Raw genomic sequence first — 20,770 nt, forward strand, 5'->3', positions numbered from 1 at the left:
TGGCGCGACTACGATCCGGGACCGATGACCACCGACGAATCCTCCGCGCTGGCCGCGGCCCTGCGGACCGCCCTGCCCGACGACGCCGTGCTCACCGCCCCGGAAGCGGTCGAGCGCTACGCCCACGACGACGCCGAGTGGGCCGAGTACGCCGCGCCGGCCGCCGTCGTGCTCGCCACGAACCTGGACGACGTGGTCGCCACGGTGCGGATCGCGGGCGAGCACGGCGCGCCGGTGGTGCCGCGGGGCGCCGGGACGGGGCTGTCCGGCGGGGCGAACGCCGTGGCCGGGGCCGTGGTGCTGTCGCTGGAGCGGATGACGCGGATCGTCGAGGTGAACACGGCCGAGCGGTACACCGTGGTCGAGGCCGGGGTGCTCAACGACGACCTGCGCCGGCACGTGGCCCAGCACGGGCTCTGGTACCCGCCGGACCCGGCGAGCCAGGCGATCTCCACGATCGGGGGCAACGTCGCCACGAACGCGGGCGGCCTGTGCTGCGTCAAGTACGGCGTCACGCGCGACTACGTGCTCGGCATGACGGTGGTGCTCGCGGACGGTTCGGTCGCCCGGCTCGGCCGCACCACCGCGAAGGGCGTGACGGGCTACGACCTGACGGGGCTCCTCGTGGGCTCCGAGGGCACGCTGGGCGTCATCGTCGACGTCACCCTGAAGCTGCGCCCGCTCGGCGGCCGCGAGGACCGGGCGATCGTGGGCTGGTTCCCCTCGCTCGCCGACGCCGGCAACGCCGTGGCCGCCGTCTCCGCCGCCGGCATCGTGCCCGCCGCCCTGGAGCTCATCGACAGCACGTGCCTGCGCGCCGTCGCCGACTGGCAGGACTGGACGCTCCCCGAGGGCGCGGCCGCCCTGCTGCTGGCGAAGGTCGACGAGCCCGGGGCCGCGGGCGAGGCGCTGGCCGACCGGGTCGCCGCGTACTTCGAACAGGCGGGCGGCACCCACGTGGAGCGCGCCTTCGCGCCGGACGACGTCGACCGGCTGTTCCTGGCCCGCCGCCTCGCCTACCCCGCGCTCGAACGGCTCGGCCCCGTGCTCACCGAGGACGTCTGCGTGCCGCGCGGCGCCGTGCCCACGATGCTCGGCCGCATCGAGGCCATCGCCCGCGAGGCCGACGTCGTCATCGCCAACATCGCGCACGCCGGCGACGGCAACCTGCACCCGCTGATCATCGCGCCCGAGGGCGACGACGCCGCCAAGGCCCGCGCCAAGGCGGCGTTCGACCGCATCGTCGACGAGTGCCGGGCGCTGGGCGGCACGGTGACCGGCGAGCACGGCGTCGGCCTGCTCAAGCTCCCGGGCGCCGCGGCGGAGCTGAGCCCCGTGGTGCTCGCGATGCACCGGGCCGTCAAGGACGCGCTGGACCCGCGCGGCCTGCTCAACCCGGGCAAGGCGTTCCCGGCGGCGGGCTGACACCGCCGTACCGTCACCCCTGGTCCCGGGCGACATATCACCCCTACACTGGCGCTCGCGTGTTTGAAACGTTGCAACGGAGCTCGTTCTCTCGACACCGCACATGCCTGGAGGCGTCATGGCCCTGGACCGCAGAACCTTCCTCAAGACCGCCGGCGTGGCGTCCACCGCCGCCGCGCTCCCTGCCGCGCTCCCCGCCGGCACCGCCGCTGCCCTGCCGGGCGCCGCCGCCGCAGCGCACGAGCCGCGGCCCGGCGGACCGGGCAGCATCCGGCTGACCGACCTGCTCGTCGAGAAGAAGTCGAGTCCGCTGGGGATCGACGTGGACCGCCCCCGGTTCTCGTGGACGATCGAGACCGACCGGCGCGGCGTCGAGCAGGAGTCGTACCGGCTGCGGGTCAGCACCCGCGGCCCGCGGTCGCGCACGGTCTGGGACAGCGGCGTCGTGCGCTCCCGGGAGTCGGCCAACGTCGGGTACGCCGGGCCCCCGCTGGGGGCGGCGACCGAGCACACCTGGCGGGTCGACGTCGGCACGACGCACGGGTCCGCCTCGGCGACGGCGGCGTTCCGCACGGGGCTGTACGCCGAGAGCGACTGGGCGGGCGCGGCGTGGATCGGCAACGAACGGGTCCCGGCCGAGGTGACCGACCTGAGGTTCGACGACGCCGCGTGGATGTGGGCGGCCGAGGGCGAGCTGCCCGGTCAGGACCGCGCGTTCCGGATCACGCGGCCCGCGCCCGACGGCGCGCGGGCCACCCGGGCCGAGGTGCTGATCACGGCGGACGACGCGTTCACGCTCTGGGTCGACGGCGTCGAGGCGGGCGGCACCGAGCCCGCCGAGAACGGCTGGCAGGCGGCCCGCTTCTACGCCGTCGACCTGTCCGCCGGGTCGCCCGGGACGCCCGGGGCCGCCACGGTGCTCGCCGTGCGCGGCACCAACGACGCGGTCAGCGCGGGCGCGGTGCTCGCCGTCGTCCGCCTGACGTACTCGGACGGGACCACGGCGACCCTCACGAGCGGGAGCGGCTGGAAGGCCGCCACCGCGTTCGAGGACGACTTCGCGCGGCCCGGCCTGGACGACTCCGCCTGGGCGCAAGCCGCGCAGGTCGCGACCTACGGCTCGGGGCCGTGGGGCCGCGGCGTGCGCCTGCCGACGCCGGACCCGCTGCCGGCCCCGCTGCTGCGCACGGAGCTCGACGTGCGGGCGGGCCTGCGGAGCGCCACGCTCTACCTGGCCGCGGGCGGGTACGCGGACGTGTCGCTGAACGGCGAGCCCGCCGACGACCAGGTGCTCGCGCCGGGGTTCACCGACTACGACGACACCGTCCAGTACACCGCGACGGACCTGACCCGGAGGCTGCGGCGGGGCCGCAACGCGCTGGGCATCGAGCTGGGCCGCGGCTTCTACGGGATGACGGGCGGCAACGTGTGGCGCTGGGAGGCGCCGCCGTGGCACGACGAGCCGGTGGTGCGCGCGGTGCTGCGCCTGGAGTACGCCGGGGGCGCCGTCGAGCACGTGGTCACGGACGCGACCTGGCGCGTCCACGACGGTCCGACGGTGTTCGACGACCTCTACGGCGGCGAGGCCTACGACGCCCGCCGCACGCTGCCCGGCTGGGACACGGCCGGGTTCGACGACGCCGGCTGGGCCGCCGCCACCGTGGCGCCCGGGCCGCGGGGCGTACTGGTCAACCAGCGTCAACAGCCGATCAAGGTGATCGAGTCGCTGCCCGCCGTCGAGGTGACCGAGCCCGCGCCGGGCGTGTACGTGGTGAGGTTCCCGCGGGTGCTCGCGGGCTGGGTGCGGTACACCGCGACCGGGCCGGCCGGGGCGACGATCCGGGCCGCCCACGGCGAGAAGCTGACCGCCGCCGGACGCGTGAACCTGAGCAACAACGGCGGGTTCCAGGCCGGGTTCCAGACCGACCGCTTCACGCTGGCGGGCACCGGGCAGCCCGAGACGTGGGAGCCGCGCTTCTCGTACAAGGGGTTCCAGTACATCGAGGTCACCGGCTGGCCGCAGGACGGCCCGCCGCCGCTCGACGCGTTCACCGCGCAGGTGGTGCACACGGCCGCCGCCGAGACCGGGACGTTCGACAGCTCCAGCGAGATCATGAACCGCACCCACCGGGCCGTGGTGGACACGCTGACCAACAACATCCACGGCATCCCGACCGACACCCCGATGTTCGAGAAGAACGGCTGGACCGGCGACGCCGCGATCGGCGCGGAGATGTTCCTGCTGAACCTCGACGTGCACGAGCTGTTCGCCAAGTGGCTGCGCGACGTGCACGAGACGCGCGACGAGCAGGGTCGGCCGCTCGTCATCGCACCCAGCTCCGGGGACTGGGGCGAGTGGGGCGTGTGCCCGCCGTGGCACGCGGCCTACGTGATGATCCCCTGGTGGCTCTACCAGTACGGCGGGGACACCCGCGTGCTGACCGAGTGCTACGACGGCATGAAGCGGTACGTCGACCTCGAGCTCGACCGGTCGCAGGGCGGGATCGTCCCGGACGCCCGCCTGGGCGACTGGGTCAGCCCCGAGGCGAGCCCCGCGGGCGGCAACGCGCCCGAGGACCTCCGGGTCTCCGCCACCGCGTTCCTGTACTCCATGACCCTGTTCATGCGGCGCGGCGCCGGGTTCCTCGGCAAGGCCGCCGACGTCGAGCACTTCGCCCGGAACGCCGCCACGATCAAGGCCGCGTTCAACGAGACCTTCCTCGATGCCGACGCCGAGCACTACCGCGGCGACGGGGACCGCGGGTACCGGCAGACGCACAACGTGCTCGCCGTGGAGTTCGGGCTCGTGCCGGACGCCGCGACGACGCAGCGGGTGGTCAGCAGCATCGTGGCCGACGTGCGCGCCAAGGGCACCAAGCTCAACACGGGCGTGCTCGGCACCAAGTGGCTCCTGCCGGTCCTGACCCGGCACGGGCACGCGGACCTGGCCTACGAGCTCGCCGTGCAGACCGGCTACCCGAGTTGGGGCTACATGATCGAGAGCGGCGCGACCTCGATGTGGGAGCACTGGTCACGGGAGGCGCGCTCCTACGGCCACTACTTTCTCGGCACCGTCGACGACTGGTTCTACCAGCACGTGGCCGGCATCCAGGCCTCGCCCGAGACCGGGTTCCGGGACATCACGATCGCCCCGGCGGTCACGGGGCACCTGGACCGGGCGAGCGCGAGCGTCCGGACGCCGTTCGGCACGGTCACGAGCGACTGGCGGCGTGCGGGCGGCAGGCTCCGGCTGAACGTGACGGTCCCCGTCGGGTCGGCGGCGACGGTGCGGCTCCCGGTCGGTGACCCCGAGGCCGTCACCGAGCAGGGGCGCCCGCTGCGCCGCGCGGAGGGCGTCACGGGCGTCGCGGTGGAGGACGACGCGGTCGTGGTACGGGTCGGGTCCGGCCGGTACTCGTTCGTCGCGTAGGGCGGGGTGGACTCAGCCCTTCGGGGCCTGCCGCTCGGCCTCGAGGTAGGAGTCGGGCGGGTCGAACTGCGCGAGCACGAGCTCGGCGCCGAACGGGTCGCGGATCACGGCCTCCTTGCTCCACTCACCGTCCTCCGTGCCCAGGACCGTCGCGCCGGAACCCTCCGCCACCGCGACGGACGCGTCCCGGTCCGCGACGGCGAAGGCCACCGACCAGTGCGCCGGCCCCTCGCCCCGCAGGATCCCGGCAGCGACGTCGGAGAAGCCCGGGGGGACGTACTCCTGCCGCTCGTGGATGCGGGGATCGACCGTGCGCGCGAGGTGGTCGCCGTAACCGGGGACCCGCGCCATGCCGGCGCCGAGGTCGTCGCTGCGCTCCCAGCCGAGCAGCGGACCGTAGAACCGCAGCGCGGCGTCCACGTCGGGCGTGAACAGATTGCTGAAGTTCCACGTGTTCGGGCCGTTGACGGCCTGCGCGCCAGGGCGGGTGCCCGCCTGGACCAGCCGGCTGGGCGCGCCCTGCGGGTCGACGATCCGCGCCATCCGCCCGACGGGCTCCCCCGGCGGCCCCACGTCCTCGGGCCCCGAGCTCACGAAGCCGCCGAGCTCGGGGACGCGCGCGGCCGCCGCGTCGACGTCGTCCACGGCGACGTAGGTGTGCCACGCCACCTCGCCGTCGAGGCCGGCCGAGGGTGTGGCGACCGCGGCGACCGTGGTCGCGTCCGTACCGTCCAGCGACGCGATCACATAGCGCGCCGGCGCGCCGGGCGGCAGCATCTCGGTGAACCTCCAGCCGAACAGGTCGCCGTAGAAGCCGAGCGCCGCGTCGACGTCCGGCGTCTCCAGGTCGATCCAGCTGGGTACGCCGTGCGGGTAGGTCCGGGGCGTGGTGGGTGTGTCAGCCATGACGTCCTCCAGGTCGGTTCCGCTCTTCTGATCCTGCCTCGCGCGGCCGGCATCCGCCGCCGGGCCCGCCCCGCAGGACGCCGGATGGGACAAATAGGATCTTCCGCCCGAACTGTGTGAAACAATCTGCCGCATGTCGATGACCACCCGGCGTGCACGGATCTCGCCCTGGTTCTTCCTGCTCATCGCACCGGTGACGTGGCTGGTGGTGGGTGCGGGCCCGCAGGCGGCGCTGCTCGCCGCGGTCTCCACGCCGAGCATGCCCGAGGCCTCGGCCGTCGCGACGGTGGCCTTCGCCGGCGCGGCCGGCGCGCTCTGCACGTCGTGGCTCAGCTCGCGGCCCCGCTGGGCGGCAGGAGCCGGCGCCCTGGGGATCGTCGTCGTGGCGGGTGCCATCTGGCTGATCGGCCAGGCCCAGCACCTCGACGCGCTGCTCGCGACCACGTGGCGCGCGGGTTCCGCGGGAACGGTGGTGGCCCAGGCGACCTTCCTGGTCGCCCTGGCCGCGTCGCTGCTCGGCCTCCTCGCGGGCCTGTTCGCCGTGCTCGGGCCGGTGTGGCTGCGCGGGTTCTGGCTCGCGGCCCCGGTGTTCTTCGTGCAGGACGTCCTGCACCTCGCCACGAGCGGCCTGCGCGCCGGCGGGCTGAGCCTCGGGCACACGGTCTCCGTGCTCGTGTTCGTGCTCCTCGGCGTGGTGCTCGGCGTCAGCGTCACGCGGAGCCGCTGGTCGTGGCTGTCGTGGGTCCCGGCGCTCCTGATGTTCTGGGTCGCGCAGTCGGCCGCACCCGCCCTCTACATGGCGGCGAGCTCGGTCTACCCCGGCGCCACCTGGCTGACCGCCAACCCGGACGGGCCGCTGATGATCGCCTGGGACGTGTTCCGGGCGGCGTTCGCGGAGCCGGGCTCCCACCTGATCATCCTCCACTGGCTCGCGCTGCTCTGGCTGGTGGCCCTGGCGGTCGGCGTGGCCGTCGGCGTCGCCCGGACGCGCGCCCGGGCCGACGGCGACGACGACGGCGACGACGCCGATCAGCGCACGACGGCCGCGAGCGCCGACACCTCGACCAGCGCGCCGGGCATGCCGAGCCCGCGGACGAACATGCCCATGACCAGCGGTGGCTCGGACAGTCCGGCGAGCGAGGCGGACGCGGCGCCGTAGGCGGCGTTGATGTCCACGCCCTCGACGAGCACGACGGTGACGCTCACCAGGTGCTCGATGCCGGCTCCGGCGGCGGCGAGCGCCGTGGTCAGGTTCTCCATGACTCGCCGGGTCTGCGCCCCGACGTCGTCGCCGCCGACCAGCTGACCGGTCGCGTCGACGGCGTTCTGCCCGCCCACGTGGATCGTCGTGGCCCCGGGCGGGACCACGGCGACGTGGCTGAACGCGGGGCTCTTCACGAGTCCTTCTGGCTGCAGCAGCTCGATCTGGTCCATGCCCGCCACGCTAGGCGCGGTGGAGGACAACCGCTGTCCTAGTTGCCGACTCCGTCGATACTTCACCCTCCCCCGCGAGCGCCTGGAGGGCCAGGAGGAGAGCGGCGTCGACAGCGCCCCTGGGCCTACGGAACCGCCCGCTCCCGGTGCCGGCGCACCGCCGCACGGTTGGCGCAGCGCACGGAGCAGTACCGCTGCCGCCCGTTGCGGGTGACGTCGACGACCACGTTGGTGCACGGCTCCGACGCGCACCGCCCCAGCCGGTGCATCCCGCGGGTGACGAGGTGCAGCGAGGTGCCCACGCCGATCACGGCGCGCAGCACCGCGGACAGCACCTGGTTGTCGTCCCGGTAGTGCAGGTGCCAGCCCTCGCCGTCGTGGTCGGTGAGGCGGGGGTAGGCGGCGACGGCGGCCATCTGGGCGTTCAGCAGCGCGGCCCGTTCGGCCGGGTCGGCGGCGTCCACGACGCGCAGCCAGTCGTCGATCACCTCGCGCGAGCGCGCATGGTCCGCCGGCTCCTCCCGGAACTCCATGGTCATGCCGAACTCGCGCGTGCGGGCCTCGATGCCCGCCCGGTCGTCCGGCCAGTCGTTGGCGAGGGACGCCGCGAGCAGGACGGCGTACTCGCCGTAAGGGTTGAGATGCACAAGGCCATTACAGCATCGTGGGGTGCATGACGACGACCGAGACCCGCTCCGCCCTCCGCCCGCCCGCCCGCGACACCGGGCACGAGCACGCGTGGACCACGGACTCGCGCCACCGGACCTCGGCCGGATACGTGCTCTACGTGCGGTGCGCGGCCTGCGGGGCGTACCGCGTGGACCTGCAGCGGCGCACGGACGCGCCGCCGGCGCCCCTGAGCAGGGCGGCCGGCGGCGCGGCGAACGTGCCGACGTCGGACTACCGCCGCACCACCAGCCGGTCGACGTTGATGCCGGTCCCGGAGGCCGACCCGCTGCCCTGACCCGTCGCGACGAGGGTCAGCACGTGCTCGCCGGAGCCCAGGTCGGGGCTCGACCAGATGAGCTGGTTGCCCACCCGGGTGCGGCCGTAGAAGTCGGCGGAACCGACCTCGACGCCGTCGACCAGCACCGTGGCGAGCCCCTGGTTGGAGGCGCGCAGCCCGTACAGGTCCACGGACGAGCCCGTGAACCGGAAGTCCACGGAGTCGCCGGCCACCGTCGTCGACGTCACCGACGAGTGGTACAGACCCGTGCGGTTGATGCAGCCCGGGCAGCTCAGCCAGCCGTCCCCGTGGTAGTCGAGGCGCCCCTGGCCGGTGCCCTCGCTCTGGTCGTCGACCGAGCTCGTCCCGCCGCCCCCGGGCGCGACGTCGACCCGGTCCACCGAGACCCAGCCGCCGGAGCGCCCGTCGGCCACCTCGAACCGCAGGGTGTGCGGGCCGTCGACCAGCACCGGGGTGCGCCACTCGACCTCGCCGCGGTCGGCGTAGGACAGCGCCACGGGCTCGTTCCCGTCGATCGAGACCTTCGCCGTCCCGCCCCGCGGCCCGGCCACGCCGGTGAGCGTGGCCTGCGTCCCGTCGAAGGCCACGGTCAGCACGTCGCCGCGGTCGCGGCTCGCGCTGACCGTGCCGCCGACGGCGTCGCGGAGCTGCTCGGCCGGCACGGCGGGGCACCGGTCGCCGTGCCGCTCGCCGGCGGAGCAGTGCGTCCAGCCGTCGCCCTCGTAGCCGATCGCCGCCGTGCCCGTGCCCGGAGCGTCGTCGATCGTCGCGACCGGCCGGAGCGGCCCGACGGCGAGGTCGGCGAACTGCACCGGCGCGTAGTCGCCCGAGAGCCCGACCATGCCGGACGTCCAGGTGGTGTCGGTGACCTCGGCGACCTGCGCGCCGTCGACCGTCGCGGTGATCACGTCCTGGTCGAAGGACAGCTCCAGGTCGTGCCAGCCGGCACCCGCGCCGTCCGCCGTGGCGCCCTGGGACGCACCGCCGTCGAGCGTCCCTGTACCGAGCTCCAGCCACGTGCGCCCGCCGGGCTCACCCCGGCCGAGCGACCACGTGCCGTCGGCGCCCAGGCTCAGGCCGTAGCCGTTCGGCACCGGCTGCATCGCGTCGTTCGACACCCGGCCCAGCACCTCGGCCGTGCCGCCCGTGGGCACGTACGCCGTGACCCCGACCGAGTAGTCGGACCAGTTCAGGTCGCCCAGGATCCCGGTCGGCTTCTTCCACGCCGCCCACGAGATCGCCGGCTGCGGCGAGACCTGCGTCAGGCACGTGCCGCGGCGGTCACCCGCGCACGGACGCTCCTCGTAGGCGCCCTCCATCTGGGAGAAGTACGGCGTCTGCCCGCTGGGGCCGCCGTCCGCGAGGCTGTTCTCGTACGGGAACGGGAACGCGGACTCGTGCCGGCCCTCGGCGTCGCCGAGGCCGCTGGCCGTGCCCTTGCCGTTGCCGTTGACCGTGGTCACCGTGACCACCGCGTTCGCCGGCACGGTCACCGTGTACGTGCCGTCGGCGGCGCGCCGCAGGTCGGGCTGCCGGACCAGGCGGTCGTCCGCCGTCGACTGCCACACGTGCAGGTCGCGCGCCCTGAGGCCGCCCTCGACCGAGAGCGTGACGGTACGGGGCGCGGTCGCGCCGATCGTCTCGATCACGGTGCTCCAGTCACCTCCGCGCGGCGCCTTGCGCGTGACGAAGCTGCCCTGCGCGGTGTCCGCGGCGTCGAGGTAGCCCGACGACGCGTCCAGGTGCCGCCAGCCCGGCTCGGCGAACTGCGTGGTCTGCGCGACCGCCCAGACGGCGGACTGCACCTGGTACGCCCCCGACCATGGGGTGTTCGCCCGCATCAGGCCGGCGTCGGAGATGCTCAGGCCGTCGTAGTAGGCCGTGAGCAGGTTCCAGAAGTTCACGCCGGTGATGCGGCCCTCGAGGTAGGCGTGGTTGATGAGCGAGGGCACCGAGGCGGACGAGCCGCCCGCGCCCCACTCGGCCGACCACGGTCCGCCCTCGGAGATCCACAGCGGCTTGCCCAGCGCCTGGGCCGTGGCGGAGCTGGGCCCGCGCGAGTAGTGGTTGCCGAGCAGGTCGACGGCGTCGAAGAGCTCGGGGTCGTTCGTCATGTCGACGGCGATGGGCCACTCCCCGCGGCGCGCGGCCTCGTCCGAGGCGATGATCCGCACGTCCGCGTAGCCGGCCGCGTCGAGGGCGGTGCGGTAGTCCTTGACCCACTGCGCCTCGTACTCGCGCTCGTTGCGGATGCCCACGTTGTCGATCGTCAGGCCGTGCCCGGCCGCGCAGTCGAGCCAGTCGACGAAGTAGTCGATCGTGTCGGCCGAGTAGTACTCGCCGTCGCCGAGCCATCCCGGCGCGCCCCACGCGAGCGCGCCCAGCGTGATGTCCGGGTTGCGCCGCACGGCCTCCCGCATGAGCCACCACTCGTAGCCCGCGTCGCAGTCGACCTCGCCGCGCACGTGCTCGTGGCTCGACTCCGAGCCGTCGGTCGTGTTGGTGTCGCCGCCGATCTCGACCTTCAGCATCTCCAGCGACGCCCCGTAGCCGGGCTTGAACAGGTGGTCGAGGATCTCGGCCCGCTCCTCGCGCGGGTAGTCCAGCAGCAGCCGGGACGTCGCCCCGCCGCCGGAGATCGCGCCGACGCCGTCGTAGGTGCGGCCGGTGCTCGCGCCGTCGACGGCGATCGTGACGCCGGCGCCGGAGCCGGCCGCCCCGGGGAGACCGGCGGGGACGACATCGGCGGCTGCCGAGGCGCCGCCCGCCAGGGCGCCCGCGGTGAGCAGCGCCCCGGCCAGGACCGACGCCGCGAGGCCCCGTCGTCGGCTACCCCGCCGTCGAACCGGTGGCCCCTCGTGCTCGAGGGTGTGCGTGGCTGGCATGGTGGGTGCTCCTTCGTTCTTCGTGCTGATCGGTAGGTCGGTCACAGGCACAGCTCGGTGCGCCCGGCGTCGACGGTGGTCCGGTGCGGGGCGCCCCGCACCGGGAAGAACTGCAGGCGTGCCGGCGCCTCGGCGTTCACCTCGAAGCACGCACGCCGGTCGGTCGCCACGAAGTCGCGGACGACGACCCGCGCACCCACGGCGCGGAAGACCTGACGGCCGTCCTGCCGCAGCTCCGTACCGTCGGGGCTCACCGTCGCGGCGTACGTCCGTCCGCCCACGCGGACGTCGTCCACGGTGTTGCGGCCCTCCAGGACGAGCGAGCCGAAGGTGACCGACCCCGGCGTGCCCCACGGGTCCTCGGCGACCAGCTCGTGCACCGACATCAGGGGCATCACGTTCGACCACGTGTAGTACCGCCACGCGCTGTCCACGGCGGAGGCGTTGATCGTCTGCCCCGGCTCGGGATCGAAGTACTCGGGGAACTGGCCGTTCCTGTCCCACGTGTCCAGCCACATCGCCGTGCTCCGCGCCGCGAGCCCGCCGGCCGCCTCGTCGAGCCCGTACCGCTTGAGGCCGTCGTAGATCGTCGCGTTCATGGGCGGCCACACGGCGCCGCGCCACTGCTCGCAGGAGTTCTCCTGGTTCCACCCCGCGTAGTACCGGTACGACGACGAGGCGTTGGGCGCCTCCAGGCCGTTCGCGCAGTACTCGGCGCCCGCCCGGCTGATGCTCGGCACGGCGTACTCGCCCCAGAACTGCTCCGGGTCGAGCAGGTTCTCCCGGACCGTCCGCCGGGCACGCTCGTCGGTGGCCACGCCGCCGAAGAGCGGGTAGAAGACGGTGCCGGTCACCACGTCTCCCCAGCGGCCGTCGAGGTGCCGGTCGAGGTACATGCCGCGCTCCTCGTTCCAGAGCGTCTCGTTCACCGCCCGCTTCACGTCGTGGAACAGGGCGCCGTACCGCTGCGCGTCCGCGTCTCGGCCCAGGGCGTCGGCGAGCTCGGCCATCGTCTGTGCCATCAGCGCGTAGTACGAGGTCAGGGCCACGTCCGTGAGGTCGGTGTTGTCCCGCTCGTCGCCGCTCCCGCCGTCCTTGGGTACCCGGTTCGCCGACCAGTACGACGGCAGGTCGTCCAGGCCCAGGTGGTTGCCGACCTTGCTCGGGTCGGCGTCGTAGGGCGCCTCCAGGAGCCCGTCGCCGTTGACGTCCCACTCGGGCAGCCGGTCGATGAAGTCGGCGAGCGCCGGGTACGCCTCGCGCACCAGGTCGAGGTCGCCCGTCGCGGAGTAGATGCGCTTGACGGCGTACGCGTGCATGGGCCCGGAGTGCAGCTGGTCGTAGCGTGGCCCGCCGGCGTCGAAGAGGTCGCGCTCGTGCTCCTGGGCGAGCTCGGGGTCGACCGTGAGCGCGATGATCGCGTCCCACGCGGAGTCCCAGCCGGTGAAGATGGTGTCGTTCTCGGCGCCGCCGCGCCCCCAGCCCCAGACGAGGAATCGCTGGCGGAACCTCTCGTCGTAGTTGGCGTTCAGCCCCATGGCGGTGCGCATGGCCGTCGCCGACCGCCCGGCGGGTCCGCTGCCGCTGAGCGTCCCGGCGTCGGCCCGGGCCCTGGCACGGGCAAGGGCCGCGAGGATCGCGCCCTGACCGGCCTGTCCGGTCGCGGCGGTGCTCGCCTCGGCGCTCGCCGGGGCGTCCGAGACGGTGCTGGTGAAGGTGATCGTCTCGTCCTCGTCGAGCGTGTAGCGCAGCGCCGCGGCGGCCGAGCCGGGGGCGGCGTCGCCGCCCTGCATACCCGCGACCAGGTCGCTCACCGAGGCGTAGGACGCGCCGCTGTCCGGCCGTCGCGTGGGGGTCAGCGCGAAGTGGCCGGTCAGGTCCGGGTCGTCCAGGCCGGGGCTGGAGGCGCGGATGCCCCGGTCGGTGACGCGGTAGCTGCTCGGCTCGCCCCACGGCGGGGCCGCCTCGAGGAACACCGTGGTGTCGTCCTGCAGCGCGGTGACGGCGCCGACCAGCGTGTTGGGCGCGGTGCGCGCGAACCGGATGACGATCTGCTGCTCGTCGCGCCGCGTCTGCTCGTACCGGGACTCCAGGGTCGGCAGGAGGTCGCGGGCCTGGTCGACCTGCTCCTGCGGCCAGTCGTCGGGGTGGGCGAGGATCTCGCGCATCGCCCCCAGCCGGTCGGGGGTGACGGTCCGGTCGTCGCTGCTGATCCGCACCTCGTAGTACGAGCCGTCCACGGTCACGGGCCCGACGTCCGCCACGTACGGCAGCAGGCCCTGGTTCTCGCGGATGAGCCGGCCCGACGTCGTCAGGAGGTTCACGCGCAGCGCGAACCGGCTCTCGCCCTCGCCCACGAACAGCGCGCCGTTGGCGTCGCGCTCGACGTGGCCGGGCAGGGCGAACGGGCGCTGGAGCGCGTCCGGTCCGGTCGGCTCCGTGGTGGCAAGCGCGGTGGTGGCAGGCGCGGTGGGCGGCACCCCTCCGGCCGGGACCATCGACGCCGCCAGGACGGCGGCCGCGAGGCCGAGGACGAGCGGGCTTCGGCGTGCTGTCCGGATCACGCCGCTGTGATCGGTCATGGCTGCTCCTTCATTGTGAGCGCTAACATGCCTGGCCGACACAGACTAGTGACATGTATGACGAATGACAAGATGGCGAATCGCGCCCGCGCCACAGTCGCGCCAGGCGAGGCGGGGTCAGGCCAGGCGGGCGAGGCCAGCCGGGTCAGGCCGAGCGGCGTCCGGTGGGTCCGTTACCCCGGGTACCGTTCCACCAGCTCGGTACGGACGACGGCGTCCGCCGGGAGGTCCACGAAGAAGTCGACGGTCGTCTCGGCCGTCCGTCCGGGTTTGAGGGCCCGGACCAAGGCCGTGCCTGTCTCGTACGTCGTCTTGCCGTCCTTGCTCTCGGCCACCACGTCGATGAAGTAATCGAAGGTCCGCGCGCCGCTGTTCGTGACGGTGACCGACACCCGGTTCAGGCCGGGAGCCATGAGCTCGATCGCCCCGAACTCGACGTCCTTGCCCAGGTCGGCGAGGCCGACGTCCTCGATCTTCGCGACGGTCAGCGCCGGGACCGTCGAGGCGCCACCGATCTGGTTCTCGTACGTGAAGGAGCCGTCCACCACGGCGTGGACCTTCAGCACGTCGCCGGCCTCCACGCCGCCGAGCAGGGCCTCCTCGGCGACGAAGACGGACTGGGTCTCCAGCTCGTACGCGGAGCCCGGCTGGTCCACCCCCGCGCCGGCCAGGAACCGGTCCGGGCCCGTGGTGCTGTCGAACTGCATGACCTCGGCGAACACCACGACGGCCCGCCCCTGGGCCTTGTCGGGGTCCTTCGCGATGGACGCCCACTGCGCCGCGTCGAGCCGGACGAACTCCTCCGGGGCGGGGGTCGTGGCGCCGCCGTCCTCCTCCGGCGGCGTGGTGGCGGCCTCCTCGACGATCGTCCGCGCCGCGTCGGACACGAGGTCCGTCACGGCCGCCGCGGCGAACACGCCGAGGACCGCTCCGGCCAGCGAGAGCACGATGCCGGTGATCGCCGCACCTCGCCCGACCGGCGGGTCGGTGCGGCGCGAGCGCGCGACCCCCACGATCCCCAGCACCACACCGAGGATCGAGGGCACGAACAGCAGGCTCAGGAACAGCGACGAGATTCCCAGCACCAGGCTCGCCGTCGCCTGCGGGTTGGTCGGCGCCGCCGGCCCGGTGCCGGGCACACCCGGCACCCCCGCGTACGCCTGGGGATACGGCACCTGCGAGTACGGCGCCTGCTGGTGGGGCGCCTACTGGTAAGCGCCCTGCGGGTACGGCTCGTACGGGCGCGGCACGACGGACGGCGGGGTGGGCCCGGGGGCGGCGGACGACGGCGGTGCCATCGGCCGCGTGTCCCCGACCGGCGGCTCCGGCGCGGTGAACCGCAGGTCCTGCGTCCGTTCCGAGTCCCGCTCGTCCACCCGTCTACCCCCGTCGCCGCGTCACGCGTCTGTAGCCGCCGCCCGCTCCGGCTGAGCCACCGGCGCCCTCTCTGGCTGAACATCGTAGAGGTCAAGTCCGGACAAATGTCGGGAAAAGCCCTTTCGGAACCCGACCACGGGGGTGAAATCCCCGGTCGGCTCACGCCGGTCCCCGCCGGGCTCACGTCCGCACGTCGAGCTCCCCGACCACCTCGCCCAGCAGCTCACCCGTGGGCCGGAACCCGCACCTCAGGTAGAACTGCTCGGGGCTCCTGCCATGGGTCGCGTCCCACAGGACGGTGATCCGGTCCACGCCGCGGCGTCGCGCCTCGGCGGCGACCTGCTCGACGGCGAACCGCCCCACGCCGCGCCCACGGGCCGCCGTCGCGACGTTCAGCCGCCAGATGCCCGCGCGGAATGCGGGCTCCGGCTCCTCGGGGCTCCAGCTGGCCATGACGAAGCCGACCACCACGCCGTCGTCGGTCACCGCCCGGGGCCAGGCCGTCGGGTGGACGTACGCCTCGGCGACCGACCAGGCCGTGGACGCGACCGGCTCGTCGTCACCGGGCTGCGGCGGCAGGCGCAGGACGTCACCGAGATTGTCGACGCTCAGTTCCTCGAGTCGCAGCACCTTGGTTCCTCCCGTCGCAGCACCGTGGTTCCGAAGGTACGCGCCACCTCTGACACTGCCGGCGGACGAGCGGACAGGGCGGGGCGCCGGCACCACGTGCCGACGCCCCGCCGTCGTCCCCATTGCTACGGGCGATGAACTACTGCCCGGTGAACACGAACGGAGAGCCCGGCTCCTTCTCGATGTCCCCGTCACGGGAGTTGGTGACGGTCACGTTCGACAGGATCGCGTTGCCGCGAGCGCCCGCCATCGCGAGGATGCCCGAGCCGTTGTTGGACCCGTCGATCCGCACGTTCGTGATGCGGACGTCGGGCATGTTGCCGCCGCCGTTCTTGAACTGGATGCCGTCGTACGTGGAGTCGACGATGTCCGTGTCGCGGATGGTGACGCCCACGATGTCGTGGGTCTGCGGGAAGATCGTGATCGCCCCGAACTCCTGGTCCTCGTTCCAGAACGCCCCGCCCGTGCGGTACAGGCCGTTGTTGGCGATGAGCGTCGTCCCCGAGAACGGCAGGGGGTCGTGGTCGGTCGCCAGCATGATGCCGGGGTAGTTCATGGTGTCGTAGACCAGGTTGTTCTCGATGGAGTTGTCGTAGCCGCCGTAGATGGCGATGCCGTTGGCGCGCCACGGGAGCTGGACGGTGTTGTTGCGGAACGCGTTGTCGTGGCCGATGTCGACGTTGCGGTCCTTGACGTACGGGTTGGCCCAGACGGCCAGCGCGTCGTCGCCGGTGTTGCGGAACGACGAGTTGAACACGAGCGAGTTGCGCGTGCCGTTGCTGAAGTTGATGCCGTCCGCGTAGGTGTTGCGGATGCGCATGCCGGAGAACTCGACGCCGTCGCCCGGCCCCCACAGCTCGGGGATGTTGGTGTAGTCGCGACCCACCCACACGCCGACGTTGGCGTGCTCGATCCACACGTTGGTGATCTTGGTGTTCTGCCCGAAGCGCCCGTTGAGGCCGACGCCGCCCTCCTCCTGGCCGTTGTTGCCGCGGATGTCGCCGGAGCCGAAGATCGCGATGTCGGAGATCTGGACGTTGTCGTCGATGTCGAACCCGAAGTTGCCCTCGTGCGGGTGGTTGATGACGCCCGGGGCGAGGTGCGGCTTGATGAGGCTGTAGAGCTGCGAGTGCCACATGCCCGCGCCGCGGATCGTGACGTCGCTGATGCCCACCTGGTTGTGCGTGCCGCGGTTGAGCGGGTCGTCGGTGAGGATCTTCTTCTCCTGGCGCCACTGGCCCGCCGGGATCCACACGCAGTCGATCTCGCCCTCCTGGTTCGCGGTGACGGCGGCCTGGATCGCGGCCGTGTCCTCGAGCCCGTCGTTCGGGATCGCGCCGTACTCGGTGATCGACGTGCACTGCGCGGGCTTCGAGCTGGGCGGCGCGACCTGCTCGAGCTCCACCAGGTCGATGATGTAGAACGCGGCGTCGTCCCCGGCGTCACGCTGGAGCCTGAACACCGTGCCCGCCGGGAAGGACCGGCTCAGCAGGGCGTGCGACTCGTCGAACAGGCGGCGGGCGTCGCCACCCGGGGTGTTGACGAGGCCCTCGGGCTGGTCGGTGGTCCCGTACAGCCAGGAGTGCTTGGACGACAGCGTCAGCTTCTGCACGAACTGGCCGTCCGCGTAGAGGCTGATCGTCTTCTCCTGTCCCCCGCCGCCGGCGGCGTCGGGGATCGAGTTGCGGACGACGATCGAGTTGGTCTGGTTGGTCGACGTGAACTGCACGTACTGGCCGGTGCCGTTCAGCCGTACCGACTCGCGGCCCGACGACTCGGTCGCGAAGTTGGTGTGCCCGAACGTACGCAGCGGGTCGGTCTGCAGGAGCGCGCCCGTGTACTGGCCGGCCTCGGCCTCGTAGGTGGTGTACGGCACGGCGGCGCCGCGGCCCACGGTCACCGCGAGCGTGCCGGTGTTGTTGTCCTCGTTCGTCTCGTCGACGACGTCGGTGGCGTCGGCCGTGGCGGTCACGGTGACGCCGCCGTTGGTCGCCGTCCACGTCGCGGACGGGGTGACGGTGACGGTGCCGCCCGCCGGGATCGCCGGCGTCGTGCCGTTCAGGGTGGTCGAACCCGCGACCACCCGCGTCACGGAACCGGCCGCGACCGCCTGGTTGCCGCGGTTGCGCACCTGGACGGAGAAGGACACGACAGCGCCGACGGCGGGGTTGGCCGGGTTCGAGGACACCGAGACGACCTCGAGGTCCGGCCCGGGCGCCTCACCGACGACGAGCTTGGCCGTGGCCGTGAAGCCGTTGTCGGTCTCGTCCTGCTCGGCGACCGTGTTTCCGGGGTCGACGACGGCGCCCACCGTGTACTCACCGGCGGGCTTGGTGCCGGCCGCGACCTGCACCTGGGCGGTCGCGCCGGGCTGCAGCGCGGCGACGTCCGCCGAGCCGGCGGTGCTGCCGCCGATCTTCCCGTCCAGCGTCGTGGCCGCCGAGGCCCGGTCGCCCGTGTTCTTCACGGTCGCCGTGAGCGTCAGGGGCGTGGTCGCGGTGGGCGACGCCGGGGACGCCGTCACCGCCGTGACGGTGAGGTTCGGGTTGGGCGCCGGGGCGCCGTAGACCTCCAGCTCGGCCACCTGGCCGTTGCCCGCCCCCGTGTTGGCCGTGAAGCGCAGGCGCACGTCGGTGACGGTGCCCGTGACCGGGATGTCCACGAGGTTGCCGCTGGTGGGTGCGAACGCGTACCCGGCGGACGCCTTGATCTCCTGCCACGCACCCGTTCCGGAGCGTCCCCAGACGGAGAACGTCTGCGTGCGCGCGCCCCAGGCGGCGTCCGGGTTGACCCGCACACGCACGCTGCTGACCTGCGTGGGCGCGGCCAGCGAGACGTCGAGCGTCGACGGGTACTGCCCGCCGGCGCCCTCCCAGTACGTGCCGGTCTGCCCGTCCACGGCGTTCGCCGCGACGTATGTCCACTCGGTCGACGACGCCGCCGCCGGACGGTTCAGGGCGTAGTTGGTGCCGGTCGGGTCGGTGGGATCGGTGGGGTCCGTCGGGTCGGTCGGGTCGCCGGTGGGCGTGCCCCAGACCTGCAGCTCGGAGACCTGGCCGTTGCCCGCGCCGGTGTTGGAGCTGAACGCGAGGCGGACCTCGTCCGCCTCGCCGTCGAGCGGGATCTCGACGGTGTTGCCGGTCGCGGGGTCGAAGGAGTAGGCGGCGGAGGCCTTGAGCGTCCGGTACGCCGACTCGCCGTCGGACCGCCCGAGCACGCTGAAGGTCTGGGTGCGCGGGGACCACGCGGCGGGCGGCGGGAGCTGCACCACGACGCGCTCGACGTCGGCCTCCTGCCCGAGGTCGACCGTGAGGTGCGCCGGGTACTGCCCACCCGCGCCCTCCCAGTAGGAGCCGGTGTTCCCGTCGTTCGCGTTGCCCGCGACGTAGGTCTGCGTCACGGACGACGCCGTGATCGGCTTGCCGAGGGCGAGGTTGGTGGCGTCCGCGGCGTGCGCGACGGCGGCCAGGCCGAGCGGCGCGACCAGCGCCAGCGCGGCGCCCGTCACGACCGTGTGCTTCCAGGGGATTCTCATGAACGTCCTCGTTCTCCCGCCGGTGGCGGGCTCGGCCACCCGCGGGCAACGGCGCCCGACGTCGGCGCGACCGGGCCGGTGCGCGTCGACGTCCTGGGTGGGTCGGGTCGGCGCCACCGAGGCAGCCCGAGGAGGGCCGCGTACCGGGGGCGAGATTGCAGAGTTGCAGTACGTGCACTGCTTTGTGCTCGTGGTCTGTCAAGTTCTTGCAGTCTTGCGGTTCGGATATTACGAGGGCGAAACCTGGGGCGTCAAGGGCCCGGAGCCGTCCGGAAGCGCTGGCATCATGTCCGGCATGTCCGACGCCGCACGCCTCACCTGCCCGTTCTGTCACCGGGCCGTCTCGCCGGCCGCACTCCGCCTGCACTCGTGGTGGCACCAGCGGCGCCGCCGGGACGGCCAGCAGAAGGAGCATGTGACCCTGACGCCCGACGCCCGGTACGAGGGTTCGCTCGACGGCGTCCCCCAGGCCTACCGCCACCTGGTCTGCGGGGCGGGCACGGGCATGCCCGAGGAGATCGTCCGCAGCTACCTGGCCAACCCGTTCCTCTACGGCGACCGCTCGTTCTGCACCGGCTGCGGCGACTACGTGTCCAAGGCGGAGCTGCGCTGGATCGAGACCGGCCAGCCCCTGCGCGAGTACTTCGACGCGCTCCGCGCGGCGGCGACGCCGGAGCTACGGGCGCGGGCGCACGCGCACTACCGGGGAAAAGAGGCCCGGTAGGGCGTCACGGGTTCGCCGTGCCCTCCATGGCCGCGCAAGCGGCCGTCCAGGCGTCCGGCGCGGCGTAGTGCTTTCGATGACCGGCCGCCAGCACGGTGCGCAGCGGGGCCAGATGTTCGGTGTTCTCCGGGAGGTCGAGCCGGTCGAGCAGATCGAGCGCCGGGCCGGGTTCGGCGTCGCCGTAGAGGTCGTGGTAGCTCGCCAGGATCGCCTTGAAGACGGCGTGGCTCAGGGACTCGAGGCGCGACGCCGAACGGTACGAGTGCTCCTTCACGTCCCATGACACCGGACCAGAGAGCTCCAGCACCCGACGCGCGCGCCGCAGGAACGAGTCCGACGCCGCCCTGGTCGGGAGCGCGAGGAGATCCAGCCCCGCGAGGTCGTCACCGACGAGCGCCCGGTACGCGCGGTCCGAGGTCGCTCGGCACTCGAACCACGTATGCCAGATCGAGTCCTCGATGACGTTCGAGACGGACTCGGCCTCCAGGCGGTCCCGCAGCCCGGCCCAGAGCTCTGGCGGAGGCACCGTGCCTCTCAGGCAGTACGGAAAATGAAGCTCCTCCAAGGTCCACGGCTCGTCGATGAGGTCCACCATCCCCAGAGCGACCTGGATCTTGCCCGGCTCGTCGAGCTCCTCGTCCTCGAAGATCCAGGACGAGCAGTTCAGTGCGATGTCATCCTTCGCCACCGTGCGCTCGGGCTGGTCGTCGTACATCCAGGTGCCGGGCCCCGTCTGCACGACTCCGTACTCGGCCAGCCAGGCGCGAGCGATCTCGGCGTCGGTATGTTCCACTTTGCCCTCTCACGCGTGGCGAACGTCGCAGGCTAGCCGGCACCTGCATCGTCGGCTGACCGAATATTCGTCACCCACGGAC

General features: G+C 73.0%; 14 protein-coding genes. 4 read left to right on the plus strand and 10 right to left on the minus strand.

The genetic code is table 11. From position 1 onward, the window contains the following. Window positions 1–24: 24 nt before the first annotated feature. Both ACIPN7_RS12725 and ACIPN7_RS12730 read left to right on the plus strand, forming a co-directional pair. A complete protein-coding gene (locus ACIPN7_RS12725) occupies window positions 25–1,425 on the plus strand; it encodes an FAD-binding oxidoreductase (protein ID WP_400542196.1) in 1,401 nt (466 codons plus the stop codon). Window positions 1,426–1,543: 118 nt separating this feature from the next. After that, entirely contained in the window at window positions 1,544–4,855 is a 3,312-nt protein-coding gene (locus ACIPN7_RS12730; protein WP_400542199.1) for a family 78 glycoside hydrolase catalytic domain, read from the plus strand. Between the two features lie 12 nt (window positions 4,856–4,867). Here ACIPN7_RS12730 and ACIPN7_RS12735 read toward each other — a convergent pair whose 3' ends face one another. The 3 genes from ACIPN7_RS12735 to ACIPN7_RS12745 form a co-directional block, all read right to left on the minus strand. Then, entirely contained in the window at window positions 4,868–5,761 is an 894-nt protein-coding gene (locus tag ACIPN7_RS12735; RefSeq protein WP_400542202.1) for a VOC family protein, read from the minus strand. A 1,029-nt stretch (window positions 5,762–6,790) separates the two neighbouring features. Then, complete coding sequence (locus tag ACIPN7_RS12740) at window positions 6,791–7,195, minus strand: RidA family protein (RefSeq protein WP_400542205.1); 405 nt, start codon at window positions 7,193–7,195, stop codon at window positions 6,791–6,793. A gap of 125 nt (window positions 7,196–7,320) precedes the next feature. Further along, window positions 7,321–7,842: a CGNR zinc finger domain-containing protein gene (locus ACIPN7_RS12745; RefSeq protein WP_400542208.1), complete on the minus strand. Its 522-nt coding sequence runs from the start codon at window positions 7,840–7,842 to the stop codon at window positions 7,321–7,323. 26 nt (window positions 7,843–7,868) lie between these two features. Here ACIPN7_RS12745 and ACIPN7_RS12750 point away from each other — a divergent pair, with 26 nt between their 5' ends. After that, window positions 7,869–8,159: a hypothetical protein gene (locus ACIPN7_RS12750; RefSeq protein ID WP_400542211.1), complete on the plus strand. Its 291-nt coding sequence runs from the start codon at window positions 7,869–7,871 to the stop codon at window positions 8,157–8,159. Here the strand turns inward: ACIPN7_RS12750 and ACIPN7_RS12755 are convergent. The 6 genes from ACIPN7_RS12755 to ACIPN7_RS12780 all read right to left on the minus strand — a co-directional run bounded on the left by ACIPN7_RS12755 (window position 8,096) and on the right by ACIPN7_RS12780 (window position 19,171). Further along, entirely contained in the window at window positions 8,096–11,047 is a 2,952-nt protein-coding gene (locus ACIPN7_RS12755; protein ID WP_400542214.1) for a hypothetical protein, read from the minus strand. The two genes, ACIPN7_RS12750 and ACIPN7_RS12755, sit on opposite strands and share 64 nt — an antisense overlap. A gap of 41 nt (window positions 11,048–11,088) precedes the next feature. Next, the gene (locus ACIPN7_RS12760) at window positions 11,089–13,629 is read right to left on the minus strand and encodes an amylo-alpha-1,6-glucosidase (RefSeq protein WP_400542217.1); all 2,541 of its coding nucleotides are present in this window, start codon (window positions 13,627–13,629) and stop codon (window positions 11,089–11,091) included. Between the two features lie 173 nt (window positions 13,630–13,802). Next, on the minus strand, window positions 13,803–14,804 hold the full coding sequence (locus tag ACIPN7_RS12765) for a DUF4190 domain-containing protein (protein WP_400542220.1): 1,002 nt from the start codon (window positions 14,802–14,804) through the stop codon (window positions 13,803–13,805). 30 nt (window positions 14,805–14,834) lie between these two features. Further along, the gene (locus ACIPN7_RS12770) at window positions 14,835–15,005 is read right to left on the minus strand and encodes a hypothetical protein (RefSeq protein ID WP_400542222.1); all 171 of its coding nucleotides are present in this window, start codon (window positions 15,003–15,005) and stop codon (window positions 14,835–14,837) included. Window positions 15,006–15,186: 181 nt separating this feature from the next. After that, window positions 15,187–15,636: a GNAT family N-acetyltransferase gene (locus tag ACIPN7_RS12775; RefSeq protein WP_400542225.1), complete on the minus strand. Its 450-nt coding sequence runs from the start codon at window positions 15,634–15,636 to the stop codon at window positions 15,187–15,189. A gap of 139 nt (window positions 15,637–15,775) precedes the next feature. After that, entirely contained in the window at window positions 15,776–19,171 is a 3,396-nt protein-coding gene (locus ACIPN7_RS12780; protein ID WP_400542228.1) for a CARDB domain-containing protein, read from the minus strand. A gap of 295 nt (window positions 19,172–19,466) precedes the next feature. Between ACIPN7_RS12780 and ACIPN7_RS12785 the strand changes: the two genes are divergently transcribed. Beyond that, window positions 19,467–19,895, plus strand: a complete 429-nt coding sequence (locus tag ACIPN7_RS12785; protein ID WP_400542231.1) for a hypothetical protein — start codon at window positions 19,467–19,469, stop codon at window positions 19,893–19,895. A 4-nt stretch (window positions 19,896–19,899) separates the two neighbouring features. Here ACIPN7_RS12785 and ACIPN7_RS12790 read toward each other — a convergent pair whose 3' ends face one another. Continuing rightward, on the minus strand, window positions 19,900–20,688 hold the full coding sequence (locus tag ACIPN7_RS12790; RefSeq protein WP_400542234.1) for a hypothetical protein: 789 nt from the start codon (window positions 20,686–20,688) through the stop codon (window positions 19,900–19,902). Window positions 20,689–20,770 lie beyond the last annotated feature (82 nt).

The organism is Promicromonospora sp. NPDC090134 (assembly GCF_044746965.1).
Classification (GTDB): Bacteria; Actinomycetota; Actinomycetes; order Actinomycetales; family Cellulomonadaceae; genus Promicromonospora.

Excerpts from the sequence above, each read along its gene's own strand:
- ACIPN7_RS12725 (WP_400542196.1), top strand. The coding sequence starts at position 25 with ATGACCACCGACGAATCCTCCGCGCTGGCCGCGGCCCTGCGGACCGCC.
- ACIPN7_RS12730 (WP_400542199.1), top strand. The coding sequence starts at position 1,544 with ATGGCCCTGGACCGCAGAACCTTCCTCAAGACCGCCGGCGTGGCGTCC.
- ACIPN7_RS12735 (WP_400542202.1), bottom strand. The coding sequence starts at position 5,761 with ATGGCTGACACACCCACCACGCCCCGGACCTACCCGCACGGCGTACCC.
- ACIPN7_RS12740 (WP_400542205.1), bottom strand. The coding sequence starts at position 7,195 with ATGGACCAGATCGAGCTGCTGCAGCCAGAAGGACTCGTGAAGAGCCCC.
- ACIPN7_RS12750 (WP_400542211.1), top strand. The coding sequence starts at position 7,869 with ATGACGACGACCGAGACCCGCTCCGCCCTCCGCCCGCCCGCCCGCGAC.
- ACIPN7_RS12755 (WP_400542214.1), bottom strand. The coding sequence starts at position 11,047 with ATGCCAGCCACGCACACCCTCGAGCACGAGGGGCCACCGGTTCGACGG.
- ACIPN7_RS12760 (WP_400542217.1), bottom strand. The coding sequence starts at position 13,629 with ATGACCGATCACAGCGGCGTGATCCGGACAGCACGCCGAAGCCCGCTC.
- ACIPN7_RS12780 (WP_400542228.1), bottom strand. The coding sequence starts at position 19,171 with ATGAGAATCCCCTGGAAGCACACGGTCGTGACGGGCGCCGCGCTGGCG.
- ACIPN7_RS12785 (WP_400542231.1), top strand. The coding sequence starts at position 19,467 with ATGTCCGACGCCGCACGCCTCACCTGCCCGTTCTGTCACCGGGCCGTC.